The organism is Streptomyces sp. DSM 116793 (genome assembly GCF_057320905.1).
In genome coordinates, this window is sequence record NZ_CM170494.1 from 6,629,391 (window position 1) to 6,642,950 (window position 13,560).

10 protein-coding genes and 1 pseudogene are annotated in these 13,560 nt (G+C 67.7%); 3 read left to right on the forward strand and 8 right to left on the reverse strand.

Annotated features, from left to right (window positions below; genetic code table 11):
- Positions 1 to 15: 15 nt before the first annotated feature.
- The 3 genes from ACSMXW_RS26095 to ACSMXW_RS26105 all read left to right on the forward strand — a co-directional run bounded on the left by ACSMXW_RS26095 (position 16) and on the right by ACSMXW_RS26105 (position 4,024).
- Positions 16 to 846 (forward strand): PspA/IM30 family protein, encoded by an 831-nt coding sequence (locus ACSMXW_RS26095; RefSeq protein WP_485799826.1) that lies wholly within the window; start codon positions 16 to 18, stop codon positions 844 to 846.
- A gap of 750 nt (positions 847 to 1,596) precedes the next feature.
- Positions 1,597 to 3,294 carry an SWIM zinc finger family protein gene (locus ACSMXW_RS26100; protein ID WP_485799827.1) on the forward strand — a complete coding sequence of 566 codons (1,698 nt, stop codon included), beginning with the start codon at positions 1,597 to 1,599 and terminating at the stop codon, positions 3,292 to 3,294.
- Positions 3,295 to 3,751: 457 nt separating this feature from the next.
- Complete coding sequence (locus tag ACSMXW_RS26105) at positions 3,752 to 4,024, forward strand: DUF4333 domain-containing protein (RefSeq protein ID WP_485799828.1); 273 nt, start codon at positions 3,752 to 3,754, stop codon at positions 4,022 to 4,024.
- 528 nt (positions 4,025 to 4,552) lie between these two features.
- On the opposite strand, the gene ACSMXW_RS26110 is transcribed toward ACSMXW_RS26105, so the two are convergent.
- The 8 genes and pseudogenes from ACSMXW_RS26110 to ACSMXW_RS26145 form a co-directional block, all read right to left on the reverse strand.
- A complete protein-coding gene (locus ACSMXW_RS26110; RefSeq protein ID WP_485799829.1) occupies positions 4,553 to 5,224 on the reverse strand; it encodes a hypothetical protein in 672 nt (223 codons plus the stop codon).
- Between the two features lie 4 nt (positions 5,225 to 5,228).
- On the reverse strand, positions 5,229 to 6,731 hold the full coding sequence (locus ACSMXW_RS26115; protein WP_485799831.1) for a putative T7SS-secreted protein: 1,503 nt from the start codon (positions 6,729 to 6,731) through the stop codon (positions 5,229 to 5,231).
- Between the two features lie 23 nt (positions 6,732 to 6,754).
- The gene (locus ACSMXW_RS26120) at positions 6,755 to 7,510 is read right to left on the reverse strand and encodes a hypothetical protein (protein ID WP_485799833.1); all 756 of its coding nucleotides are present in this window, start codon (positions 7,508 to 7,510) and stop codon (positions 6,755 to 6,757) included.
- Between the two features lie 5 nt (positions 7,511 to 7,515).
- Positions 7,516 to 7,821: a hypothetical protein gene (locus tag ACSMXW_RS26125; RefSeq protein WP_485799834.1), complete on the reverse strand. Its 306-nt coding sequence runs from the start codon at positions 7,819 to 7,821 to the stop codon at positions 7,516 to 7,518.
- A 178-nt stretch (positions 7,822 to 7,999) separates the two neighbouring features.
- Positions 8,000 to 8,852: pseudogene (locus ACSMXW_RS26130) on the reverse strand (IS5 family transposase).
- Between the two features lie 91 nt (positions 8,853 to 8,943).
- The gene (locus tag ACSMXW_RS26135) at positions 8,944 to 10,830 is read right to left on the reverse strand and encodes a DNA/RNA helicase domain-containing protein (protein ID WP_485799835.1); all 1,887 of its coding nucleotides are present in this window, start codon (positions 10,828 to 10,830) and stop codon (positions 8,944 to 8,946) included.
- A gap of 201 nt (positions 10,831 to 11,031) precedes the next feature.
- Complete coding sequence (locus ACSMXW_RS26140; protein ID WP_485799837.1) at positions 11,032 to 11,232, reverse strand: hypothetical protein; 201 nt, start codon at positions 11,230 to 11,232, stop codon at positions 11,032 to 11,034.
- A 341-nt stretch (positions 11,233 to 11,573) separates the two neighbouring features.
- Positions 11,574 to 13,469 carry a DNA/RNA helicase domain-containing protein gene (locus ACSMXW_RS26145; RefSeq protein WP_485799839.1) on the reverse strand — a complete coding sequence of 632 codons (1,896 nt, stop codon included), beginning with the start codon at positions 13,467 to 13,469 and terminating at the stop codon, positions 11,574 to 11,576.
- Positions 13,470 to 13,560: the final 91 nt, after the last annotated feature.

A 13,560-nucleotide genomic window follows, 5' to 3' on the forward strand; every position in this document is an offset into this window, starting at 1 on the left:
AGGAGCAGGCTCGCCATGACCAGCATCTTTCGCCGAATCGTCGACCTTTTCCGGATCAAGGCGAACAAGGCGCTGGACCGAGCCGAGGACCCGCGTGAGGTCCTCGACTACTCGTACCAGCGACAGCTGGAGATGTTGCAGCGGGTGCGGCGGGGACTGGCCGATGTCGCGACCAGCCGCAAGCGGATCGAGGTGCAGGCGGCCCAGCTGCGGGATTCCGGCGGCAAGCTGGAGGGCCAGGCGCAGCAGGCGCTCGCCGTCGGCCGGGAGGATCTGGCCCGCGAGGCGCTGTCCAGGCGGACGGCGGTCGTCGCCCAGATCGAGGACCTGGACAGCCAGTGGGCGACCCTGCAGGAGCAGGAGGAGAAGCTGAGCGCCTCCGCGCAGCGCCTGCAGTCACGGGTGGACACGTTCCGTACCCGCAAGGAGACCATCAAGGCCGGCTACACCGCGGCCGAGGCCCAGACCCGCATCAGCGAGGCGGTCTCCGGCATCGGCGAGGAGATGGGCGATGTGGGTATGGCCGTGCAGCGTGCCCAGGACAGGACCGAGCAGCTACAGGCCCGGGCCGGAGCCCTGGACGAGCTGATCGACTCCGGCGCGCTGGAGGACGCCACCCTCCCGTCCGGCCGTGACGACATCCAGACGGAGCTGGATGCGGCGACCTCCGACCAGGACGTGGAGGCCCAGCTGACCAGGATGAAGGCCGAACTGCCCGGCTCCTCCGCCACCCGGCCGGCCGTGGAGAGCGGCGGCACCCCACGCTCCTCGGAGCCCGCGCGGCCCGAGACACCCGAGGCGGAAAGCACGACGGACGCCCCGTCCGACGAGGAGCCGCCCCGGTGACCGAGCCCGTCTCGGGCGACGGCCGCGCCGCGTCCCCGCCCGACGGCGCCCGGTGCCGGGGCCCGGGCCGGGGCCGACGCCCGCGGACGGCGAACCGCTCCCGTCCCACCCCCGACCGCCCGGCAGCTGGCAGCGCGATAGGAACGCCCTCCCGCTACCGCTCCCCGTCGTGACGATCGCCGCGTGGCCTACGCGATGAGCTTCCTGCCCATCCGGGCCGGCCGCGCTACCGCGAACCGGCCGCATGCCTGGCCGCACTGTGATCACCGTCAGGCCCTCAGACCTGGCGTTGCTCACCGCCAACCGCCAGGCCTGGCGTCCGCTGAGCGGCCGCGGCCCGCTCCACCATGGGAGCCGAGCTCTGAGCATGGAGGCCCGTGCCTCGCCCGCGTTGTCCGGGCGCCCCGAACATCACAGCCGAGCGGACAGGTCCTGGCCGCACTGTTGCGGCACCCCGGGCGTGCGTGGGGGATGCGGCAATCGCCCAGGTCTCTGACGAGGAACACCCGGCCGTGGCCGTCTCCCGCCGCGGCCTCGAAGGCGGTCTGCCACTCGCGGCAGCACTGGTGTCCGGAAGACTGGGGCCGCGCTTGGTGATAAGCAGGGTGGGGGAGGGCAGGCAGTGTGAAGACCCGGAGACAGGAGACCGGAGACTGGGGCCTGGAAGCCGGAGCCGGGAGCCCGGAAGCCGGAGCCCGGAGGGAAGCCCGGACGGCCGGGGCACAAGTGACACGAGATCAGAGGGAGACCGTGGATGGGTTCACCGAGTCGGATCTGCGGGCGTTGGCCGGTCCGCGCTCCTTCGAGCGCGGGCGGGGGTACCTGGACGCGGTGACCGCCCTGGAGGTCGGCGACGGCTGGATCACCGCAACCGTCCACGGGACCGACGCGTACGCGGTGGAGCTGTCCTTCGATCAGACCGGGGAGCTCGGCGGGGAGTGCGACTGCCCGTATGGCATGGAAGGACATTTCTGCAAGCACCTGGTCGCGCTCGGGCTGACGGTGCTTGCCGGGTCGGAGAGTCTGCCGCGGCAGCGCGCCAGGGCCCGGGCCCGGGGGCGGGAGCTGGACGCGTGGCTGTCCGCGCTCTCCAAGGAGGAGTTGCTCGCCCTCGTACGCGAACTGATCGCCGAGGACCGGCAGGCGCGCCGCCGTCTGGAGCTGAAGGCCGCGAGCGTCCGCGGCGACCTCACCGAGGTCCGTGCCCGGGTCCGCGAACTCCTCGATATCAGTCCTTTCGCGCGGTACGGATACGTCGAATACGCCGATGCCCGCGCCTATGGTGAACAGGCCACGCAGGCGGTGTCCGCGATCGCCGAGCTGACGACCGCCGGACGGGCCACGGACGCCATCTCCCTCTCCCGGGAAGCGATGGGCCTGCTCGACGAGGTACGGGACACGTTCGACGACTCCGACGGGCACCTCGGACGGATCGGCGCGGCCCTCGCCGAAGCGCATCTCGACGCCTGCCGCGTCGCGTGCCCGGACCCGGAGGAGACCGCGCGCTGGCTGGTCGCGCACGTCCTCAGCGACCTGGACGACCTCACCGGCATCGACCCACTCGACTACGAGGACATCCTCGGGGAGCACGGGATGGCCACCGTACGGGAGTCGGCGGCCGGCGCCTGGCGTGCCAACCCCACGGGCTGGGCGGAGAAGTACCTGATGGAGCGGCTGGCGAAGTCGGAAGGCGACGTGGACGTATGGGTCGCCGTGCACGCGGCCGACCTCGCCCCCGAGGGCAGCACCCATCTGACCATCGCCCACGGACTGGACGCCGCGGGCCGCCCCGACGAGGCGCTGCGCTGGGCGGAACGCGGCGTTGAAGAGGCACGCAACGCCCATGCCGCACAGGACACCGGAACCCTCACCGCTGACACCGGTCTGATCGACTACCTCTGTGTCCGCTACACCGAAGCACATCGGATCACCGACGCCCTCGCCCTGCGCCGCGACGACCTCGCCGCCCACCGCTCCCTGGCCGCCTACCGACAGTTGCGCGCGGCGGCAGAGGCGGCGGACCGCTGGCATGTCGAGCGTGACCGGGCCCTCGCGGTGCTGCGTGCCGACGCGGAGCAGCGGCAACACCCCTGGTACGGCGGAACCGTCCTGATCGACGCCCTGCTCGACGACAAGGACGTCGACGCCGCCTGGCAGGCCGCCACCGAGACCGGTGCCGACGACCGGCAGTGGCTCACGCTCGCCGACCAGGCCCGCCCCACCCGCCCCGCCGACGCGCTGCGTGTGTACCAGCGCCTGGCCGGATCCCTCATGAAACAGACGGGCAACGCGGTCTACGAGCAGCTCACCAGTCTGCTGCTGAGCATGCGCGACTGCCACCGCCGCCTGGGCACCCCGGACGAGTTCACCACGTACCTCACCGCCCTGCGTGCCGGCCAGAAGCGCAAACGAAACCTGATGCGCCTCCTCGACCAGCACGGCCTGTGAACCCGCAGCGGATCGACGGGGACCGCGCTCCACGATCAGAGCCGTGTCCTCGGCACCACCGAGCGCCTTCACGAACCTGCCGCGTGATAAGGCGCCGCGTGCGGCAGCGGTCATCGGCCCCGTCCGCCGCCCTGGTGGACGCGCAGAGCGTGAAGACCTCCGGCAACGTCGCAGAGAGCGACCAAGGCAATGACACGGCGAAGTTCAGCCAGCCTGAACGCTCCTCAGGTGATGCCCAATCAGAGATTGCGGGGGCGTGGCCGGGGCATCGCCGCGGACCGGGACAAGAGGCTGGCTGCCATGGCCGGAAGTCGGCGCCCGTGGAGATGCCACCAGGTATAACGAATGCAGAGCGTAGTGGTGGACCTTCACGGAGTTCAGACTTGCTGACCACCATCAGAGAACATCGGCCCGTACTTTGAAGATGTGCGCGCAGGCAGTGTCAGCGTCGGCACGTGTGATCGCTGGGACGGGGACAGGCAGCGTCGCCCATTCGGACAAGCTGGCCGCCACACTCTCCCAAAAGCTCGCCGCCACAACGGGCCAGCCGAGGCCGCACATCACCTGTCCCGAGGACCTCGTCGGCAAGGTCGGTACCAGCACCCGCTGCCAGCTCACAGCGGGCGACGGCAGCACCTTGGGCGTGTCGGTCACGGTGTCCTCCGTCGATGGAAACCAGATCAACTTCGCCTTCAAGGCCGACGACAAGGCTTCCCCGGCTGCCAACTGATCACCGGCCGTCTTGCGCCAGTACCGGGGGACCCCGGAGGCCCCACTGGTCGCCACGGGCCGGCTGGACACCCCGGGCCCGTTGTGCCTCAGGGGCGGCTGGAGGGCAGAGAGACCTTGATTCCTCACCGGCCGAGAGAGGGCCGCGGCGAAGGCCATCGAGGACCACACCGTGTGGAGTAAAGCAGCGCGATGGCGTCCCGCTTGAACTCTGCGGGTGGGCCGATTCGTTACGTACTCCCTTGCGGCACCACTTCCTCTGGAACCTCAACGTGCCAGTCGCCAGATGTCGACGATCGAGGGGAAGCTTCTTTATTCACCGAGAGTGGCCCATGGACACCGAGCTCGCGGCTCTGGCGGAGCGGGAGACCCGCGGATTGCGCACGCGGCTCAGGCTCACAGCAGCGCGGCGTTCTGCCGCCCGCCCCGGCGTAGTCGGACCCCACGTCGGCGCGAGACGACGTTCACACCAGCTCAGCCATGAGGCGGCCGGGCAGCCTGCTCTGCGGGAGCGGACCGCGAACCGCCCTCAGCCCTTGCGGTCCCAGGTCTGGAGAACCGCCAGGGCGTACGCGACCCGGGTGTCGAGGTGCGAGGGGTCGAACCGGTACGTCTTGCTGAGGCCCCGGTAGTCGAGGACCGTGCCTGCCCCCGACGTGCGCCAGCGGGTTCGGGTCGGGCTCCCGAGCGTCTGGTCGCCCGCAGTGCCGTCGATGAGCGAGTAGACCAGCATGCAGAGTGCAACGAGGAGCCAGATGGGGGCGGTCACCACATAGATGAACCACGCGTACCAGGTGCCCGCCTTGCCCGTGACCGGTCGTGGCGGGTTTGTGCACTGCGCCGACCATCGCACGCGCCGCGGCCAGGGCAGGAGGCGGGCGCCCCGGCGGGTGATGCGAGCCAGCAGGACCCCGTCGGGCGTGGAGACGTCGTAGACGTCCACCGCGGCGGGACGGACGGAGCACAGCGGGCCGCCGTCTCGTCCGTGCTGGATCCAGAAGGGCGCGGGCGCCTCGCGGCTGAAGCGCTGAGAGGCACGAGGGGCGAAGACCCGCGCCAGCGGGGCATCCTCTCGCCGGGCGGTTGAAAGCCGGATCGTCGAGGCCATTTCGGCGTCGGGTGGCAGGTGGCCGGGGAGTGGACCGGAGACGGGGACGGGATTGTTCATGGAGACCAGGAACGCGTAAGGGGTGTTGTTCACGGTGTCATCCAAACGGGTTGGCGTGTGACAGTCGACCGATGACGACGCCCGCCGTCTCGCGTGCCTGGTCGATCGTCTCGTGAATCTTCTCGGAGCCGTACTGGACGGGCTCGGTCGCCAGGCGTACCCCCTCCTTGTACAGGTTCTTCGCGCCCATCACCGCCTCGGAACCGCGCGCCGTCCAGGAGCGGGGGTCGATGTAGCGGCCGACCGTTTCGCCGGTTTCATCGATGATCGGACGGACGGAGTCCGCGAGTGCGGGGATGCGTCCCAGCGGCGTGCTTTCGATCAGCCGGGGCATCACCTTGTGCAGGGGGACGTCCATCAGTCCCGCCCCGGCTCGGTACAGGTTGCGGTCGCCGAACTCCTTGGCCACGGCGACCTTGAATCGGTCCGCCAGAGTGTCCGCGGTGACGTGGATCGCGTGCCCTTTCCGCATGACCCACTTCTCGGCGTCCTCGCCAAGTTTCGCTGTGCCGCCGACGTGCTCGATGATGTCGCCCGCGCGCTTCCAGGAGTGGGCTGCCTTTACTCCGTAGTCCAGCACGTTCATCGGGATCTTGACGCCTTTGACGGCTCCTATGCCGACTTTCCCCAGCCTTGCGAAGTCACCGAACGGGACGAAGCCGAGAAGGTCGAGGCCGATGTCCAGTGCGCTGCCCTTCTTTGCGCCGGCCGCCCAGCCGACACCGTGGAAGGCGAGGGCGCCGGCGTTGAGTGCCATGCCGATGGCCTCGAAGGCGATGCCGCCGACGATGGTCTCGGAGAACACCACCGCGAGGATGTCGCACGCGGCGCTGAGGTAACCGAGCCAGTCCCCGATCTTGTAGATCGTGTCCGCGTGCTTCTGGATCCAGTTCCAGAGGTCGCCAGCGAGATCCTTGATCTTGTTGCCGAGGCCGGTGATGAGGTCGCCGATCTTGTCGAGCAGCGACTGGTCGGGGGCGGCCTCAGCGGCCTTGCGGATCGCCGACGCGGCGGCGCGTGCCGCCTCGTCGTGGTTGTTCAACAGGTCCTGCGCCTTCTTGATGATCGAGTTCAGTTCGTCGCGGGCGTTGTTCGCCCGCTTCACCGCGTGGTCCAGGCGCTGCTGCGCGTCGTGCAGTTCCGCATCGGTGTCGAAGGTCCGGCCCCCGAGCCGCAGGTCCGGGTTGTTCTCGGCCGACTTCAGCCTCTTCCGGGCCGCCGTGGCTTCCTCCTCGTAGCGGCGTGCCAGCGTCTGGAACTCACGCAGGCGTGACTCCCAGCCGTGCAGTGCGTGAGCGGCGTCGATCAGTGAGCTGTGCCCGTCGGCCAGGTACTTGGGCAGAGTCCCGGTCTTCTTGGCGAAGGCGGATGCCGCCTCACCTTCCCAGGCGCCGTCCGCCTTGCCCAGGCGGGTCAGCGTTCCGTGGGCGTCGTTGAGCTGTTTGCCCACCCTGCTGAGCGTGGTGACCAGGTGATGCACTGAGGAAGGGACGCCGGGTGCGGGGTCGAATCCGAGCGCGTCGAACGTCTGGGTGCTCATGAGTGCCGATCTCCTTGACCTGGTCAGTAGGAGCTGAAGGGGGACGGCGGAGGGGAGTCGGCGGCCTCGACTGTCACCGGGTCGTCGGCTTCTCCGAAGACGACGGTCTCGGCGATGTCCGCGAGGACCGCCTGATAGTGGTACAGATCCTGGACGTCGGCCGTACTCAGGCAGAGCAGCAGCAGCCTGTCGTCCTCGGGGAACGGGAGCCAGACCTCGATCCGTACGAAGAACCGCTCCTGCCTCCTGTCCGGCAGCTCCCACACGGCGCGGGACCCGGCAATTCGGACGACCGCAGGGCCGGCGGGGAGAGTCACCATCTGGATCTCGCCGCCCTCGCCGTCTGCTGCGGCCCTGTCCAGCAGCTCAGCGATGCCCGCGGCCGTGAGATGCGGGTCGGGGTTGTCCAGGTCACGCACGCTGACGGTGAGTGTGGCGCGGCTGATGCGCTCGGGCGGCCGGGGGCCCTCCGGCGTGCCGCCGATGGGGAAGACGCCGAGCGCGTTGTGGACGGTACCGCCCTCAGCGAGGGTTTGCGCGTTCGCCGCGTACATGGCTCTGGTCAACCGGCGCAGCTGCTCCAGGTCCTCGCTCTCGCCCCAGTAGTCGCGGGTGAACTGCCGCAGCTGCTCGTCGAGGGCGTCCGCGTCCTCACCGATGCCCAGCGGGACCGTGTGGAACTCCGGCTGGACCCGGAAGCGGAAGGCCAGGGATGGCGAGGTTTGCGCCGAAGACGGCGGCGTGCCCCGGTGGGAATCCGCTGTGCGGGGATCGTGCACGGCATTCACCGATCACTGGCCTTCACGGACCGCGCCTGCGCGGCGATCTTGTCTTCCAAGCCCTGGTAAAGCCGGCCCGACTCGGCTACCTTCTCGGTGATCCCGCCGGTGGCCTCGGCGATCAACTTGATGCCGTACCCCCACTTCTCCTGGAACTCGTCGCAGGCTTCGTCCAGCTCGTCGGAGCCGCAGGATTTGGGACCGATGTCCTTCAGCTGTTTCATCGCGGACCGCATCCCGGTCGCACACTCGCTGAGATCCCTGACCAGTCGCGACAGTGCCTCGAACTCCACCTTGGTGTAACCAGCCATCGCGGTCGCCTCTCCCCCGAGATATCCGCAGGAACAGCCATCCTGACACACGGCGCATGCCGGGGAGAAACAAGCGCGCCGTCAGCAAGTGCCGTTGAGAGCAGCGGAGTTGACGCACGTCTGTGGTCCGAGAGTCTCGTGCGGGCGACGGACGCGGAAGAGGGCATCTGATCAATGTTCATGCCGTTGTGGCTGGCATGTCCGTTTCGATTCGCCACGTTGGTGTGGATTCTCCCGTCAGCTCGCGGGACATTTTGTTAGCCATCGCCCAGTGGATCATCGCCCGGGATCTCTGCGGTAGGGCTTCATGATCTCGCGCGAGGCGGCGGTGCTGCATCAGCCAGCCGAAGGTCCGCTCGATCACCCACCGTTTCGGCAACGGTTCGAACCCCTTCGTCCGTGGCCGCTGCACCACCTCCACATCGATACCCAGACCGGCGCCGTGGTTGAAGATGCTGGTCTGGTAGCCGCCGTCGGCCCAGACCTTCGACACGGTGGGATGAGCTGCAGCCAGGTCGTCGAGCAGGAGCTTGCCGCCGGTGGTGTCGTGCACGGACGCGGCGGTGACCAGCACGGCCAGGACCAGGCCGAGGGTGTCGGTAAATGACGTGCCGCTTGCGTCCTTTGATCTTCTTGCCGGCGTCGATGCCTTGACTGCTCTCGGCCACGTTTGCTGAGGTCTTCACGCTCTTCGCATCCACCACGGCCGCGGTGGGCTCCGTGCTGCGGCCGTGGGCCTGCCGGGTCTTGTCGCGTAACAGGTCGTGGACCTGCTGGGTGGTGCCGTCGGCTTCCCACTTGGCGTAGTAGTCGTAGACGGTCTTGTACGGCGGGAAGTCGTGGGGCATGTACTCCCACGGGATGCCGGTGCGGTTGACATACAGGATTGCGTTGACGATCTCCCGCAGGTCGTGCACTCGGGCCGCTGTGCCAGGTCCGGTTCGCTTGGCTCGCCAGGCGGTGAAGACCGGTTCGATCAATGCCCAGCGGGCGTCGGAGACATCACTGCGGTACGGACGACGAGCACTCACACACCGCCCAACGACCGCCAACGCCAGCAGTCACAAAACCATCCCTAACTACCAAATGTAGAGATCAGATGCCCTCTAAGAGCCGGAATTGCTACACGGAAGCGGGGGTACGAGCCACGGTCTGGACGAGTTCCCGCAGTTTGGTGCGTGTCTCCGCATCGGTTGAGTAGATCACGGTGCCATTCATGCCCCGGGTCAGCAGTACCTTGTACGTGTTGCGGATCAGCCGGTCCACGTCCTCATCCGGAGTGGATTTCTTGAACGCCGGGTCCTTCGACGCAGCACGGTTAGCGACCCACCTGTCATCGCGCCACACGAGGTCCGGCCCCATGATGACCCCGCTCCAGTCGTACTCGAAGCCCTGCGCGGTATAGACGCAGCCGACCTGTCCGAACCCAGCCGGGTCCGTGGCCCACAGCGCCGCCGGAGGCGCACCGCCCACCGCTCGGTCCCCGTAGACATTCCAGGGCCGGGCCCAGTCACCGATGACGACATCCGCCGGGAGCGACTGACCCGGTGCGATCTTGGTGGTCCACCTCCAGCAGTACCCGGCGGACATGCGGGCGCCGTACCCCTGAGCGCGTTGGTCTTCGAGGAATTCCTCCATCTCCTCGGGACTATCGGCCACCATGAGCGTCATCTTGGAGTCGGGTTCCCAGACGATCGGGCCTCCCTTTTCCAGGCCGAGCAGCCGGACCACCCACTGCAGATAGGCGTCACTGCCGCCACAACGGAACTGCCCGTCCAGAGCCACTGTCGTGACTCGCAGCCCCTTGGCAGCCGCCGCGTCTTCGATCTCGCGCAAGGAGCCCATCTCGCCGGGGCGTACGACCTGGTGCTCGTCGAGAAGGAAGACCGGCACGCGGGCCGCGTCGATCAGCTCTTCAACCTGGCGTTTGCCGGTGCGGTCGGCGGCTCGGGTGTAGCGGTTCGCCGACGTCTGGCGCATCCGGTGTGCCTCGTCGCATACCAGTACATCGAGACCGTTGCGCTCGGCGCTCATGAAGCTGTTGAAGTACTTGAAGAGGTCTTGGACCTCCCGCTTGCGACTCCCCGCGACCTTCCGCATCGTCTTGGTGAACGAAGCCGAACCGGTAGCGTGCAACGCGGACCGGCCCTGGCGGTACAGCTCTCCAAGAAGAGACAGCGCGATGACGCTCTTCCCGCTCCCCGGCCCACCGGTGACGACAATTACTTCCTTGTTGTCGGCCTGCCGAGAGCTCCGAACGGCTTTGAGTACGAGTTCGTACGCGAGCTGCTGCTCATTGAGCAGTTGGAACTGCTCCCGGTCGCGGATCTCCTGAGCCGCGACATCGACGAGCTGCGTGGACGGCTTGATCTTCCCTGCCTGCAGGGCGTCGGCGGGGAGGGCGCCGGACTCCGGCGCGAGGTGCTCCTGGAGAAACTCGATCAACCTGCCCCGTTTGTCCCCGGTGAAGAAGCGGCCGCGCGGACTCTGTCCGACGATGTCCAACGCTCCGGCTCCGAACTCAGTGGCGTTGTGCAGGTAGGCCACGCCGACAATCTGGTGCTCCCGCCCGTCCAAAGCCCCGTTGAACCGGGTCAGGTAGTCGCAGTACCCCCGGACCTGCTCGATAGGATTCAGCATTGCGCGGGAGCGCATTCCGTCGACATGGCAAAGGCGTGGGGCTTCCTCGTCCGGATAAGCCTCGGTCCACTGCTTCAGTTCCACGACTACGTAGGAAGGTTCGCGGGTCTTCGGATGAACGCCCGCGAGTATGGCGTCGGCACGCCGGCTGGTGAGCGGGAGCGTGTACTCCAGCATTACCTCGACTTCGCCGAGACCAGCCTCCAGCACGGCGTTCACCAGAGCGGGAAGAGAGTGTTCCCACGATCGGCGCTCGGCGTAGGAGGGCCGGTGTCCGTGCGCGTGAACGAACCTGTCCTCCAGATGGAAGTACAGCGCTCCCGACTGGATCTCGGCGGCGGCCGACGCGACGGATTCACGGATCAACAAGAGAGGCCCCCAGGCAGCACACGATCACTGGAGCGGGTGGGGGCGTGTCCTTCACATCGTGTACGGGGGGAGCCCGCCAGATGCGGAAGCCCGGCGGGCCGCAGGAAGATCGGTATCAACTGTAGCTCTGTCACGATGCTTCTCTCCGCCATCCAGGGCAGAGGGCGCGCTCGACACGCCCCCTGCCCTTTGGTGGAAGATCTAGCTGCGCCGCCACCACGGCCGCAGAAAATGACGAAAGGCCGTGCCCAGGGCTTGGATGATCTGTGGGCGGTCGGCCGAGCGGCTGTCCCGGAGCGCGGCGGCAGCGATCTTGCCGAAGGTGTTGCAGACGAAGGCGCAACAAATCACCGCCGCCATCGAGGCGACACACACGGTGACAACAATGGGCGTGGAAAGCACAGCAGTCCTTTCGGGCCCGGCCGGCGCCGCAGGAAGAACGGTTTTCCCGCCAGCCCGGTGCGGGCATCAGGTTCAGACGGGATCAGGCGGAACGGGGGAGGAAGCGAATCGGCGAGACCGCGCTACCCCTGTGTCCTGGCTGCTGTGCGAACGAGGATGACCGACGGTGCTGAACCTTGGCTACCGTGCTGCCGTCGGTTGAGGAAGAAGGCACGTGTGTGCTCCATATCCAGGCGGGAAGGCGATGTCCGGGTCAGACCCGGAAGCCTTGTCGTGGCCGAATGATCTTTCGAGAGTGTACGCAGTCGGTCTGATCATGGCAAGAAAGTTCCTGAGAATGATCAGTGCCTTTCGCTGCTGATGGGGCCCGGCAGCACGGTCCGGAGGAACGCCTGGGTCGCCGGATCGGTGGAGTACAGGCGCGTACCACGCGTGCCGCGGGTGGCAAGAACCCGGTATGTGTTCAGCGCGTATCGCAGGTACCGCTGAGCGGTGAGGTGGTTCGTGGTGGAATCTTCGCTCTCGCCGGGCTGGGCCTGCCACCCCTGAGCCGTCCACCTGAGGTCCTTACCGAGGATCACCGCACCGTAGTCGTACTCCATGCCTTGCGCGGTGTAGACGCACCCGATCTGCCGCTGTCCGCCCTCGTCCGTGGCCCAGAAAGCGCGACCCGGGACTCCGTCCCCGGCGATGATCTTGTCGGACCGGGAGTTCCAAGGCCGCTCCCACAGGTGCTCCCCGGAGGCGTTCTTCCATGAGATGGAGACCTCCGGCAACAGCGGTGGGGCATCGGGGGAATCCCAGGGCCAGCAGTACCCCGCGGTGATGCGCGCGCTTCGGCCTTGGCGAATGTGCTCCGCGACCCATTCCTCGAGCTGTGCGGGATTCTCCGCGAGGGCGAGGTCATAGTCGTTGCCACTCCAGCGCGGCGGGCGTGCTTCCGGAGCCAGCAGGGCATCCACCCAATCCAGATAGGACCGGGAGCCACTGCATCGGAACTGGGTGGGCAGATCGATGTGGGCGAAGCTGTACCCCTTCCGCCCGGCCATGAGGCGCAGCTCGTTCACGGTGGTGCCCTCGCCGGGGCGGACGATCTGACCCTCGTCGAGGAAGAGGACGAGGACGGCGCAGTCATCCATCAGTCTGGCGAGTAGGAGAGGAGAGTCCCCACTGCGAACGCCCAGGCCTGTGCGAGCACGGTGGGCCTCATCGAGCAGCACGACGCTTGTGGCCTTGTCCAGGCCGCCGGGCCGGCCAGTGGTCCAGGTGGCGATGAGGCCCCGCGCCGGCTCCCCAACGGCCCGGCAGAGCTGCTGTGAAAGGGTCCCTGTGGGGGAGAGGAGACGCGGGTTGGCGCCGGGATCCTGACAGAGATCGCCCAGTATCCGTGTCGCGATGGCTGTCTTCCCCGTCCCAGGCCCACCCGTGACGACGACGATGTGCCCACGGCGGCCCTGCCGTGCGGTTCTGATGGCGCTGTCGATCTGCTGACGCGCCCTGTCCTGCTCTCCGACGAGACGAAACTTTTCATGGCCGGCGATGGCGTCGGCAACCCTGGCCAGCAACTTGGGCGACGGACGGTGTCGCGCCTCCAGGAATGCGGTGACGCGTTGCTGGGATGCCGGCTGCAGACCCTGACAGTGGAGGCGTTCGGCCAGCTCGTGTGGCGGGGTGTCAGGATCCACGTCATCAGGGCCGAGGACGGGGTAGGCAGCGCTGGGGCCCGATCCCTGAAGCCGGCGCAAGGCTTCGATCAGGTCCGAAGGGGCCTTGTGGAGGAAGGCGAGACCCTCGACGTCCAGGTGGATCTCGGGAGGCACCCACTCGTTGAGGTAGTTGACATAGCCACCGACTTGGCGGGCTGGGTGGAGGACTTCCCTCTCCCCTACCTTGAGCATCCCCGGCCCCGCGTGGTGCGGCGCGGCATGTTGCCATTGCTTGAGCTCGACGACCACGGCGACCAGGGACTCCACCTGAGCGCGGCGACCGAGGAGGAGCCCGTCGACGCGCTGGCTGGTGCCGGGCAGCTCGTACTCCAGCAACAGGTGCAGCCCGCTCAACTCGGCCGCGGAGAGCACCCGAAGCAGCGGTGGCCAACTGTTCTCCCAGCTACGTATTTCCGCTTCGCCAGGAGGGCGACCGTGGATGGTACGGAAGCGTTGAACGCACTCGGTGACGAACTCGGGCTCGGTGATCCTCGCCGCGGCCTGCGCCACCGTTCCTCCGAAAATATGCATGGCCACGATCTATATCAGTGGCCCCATGCGCAGCCGCGTCGGCCCAGGGGCCGAGCACGGTGGCTGATTCGGCCTCTACCTGACCGTACGT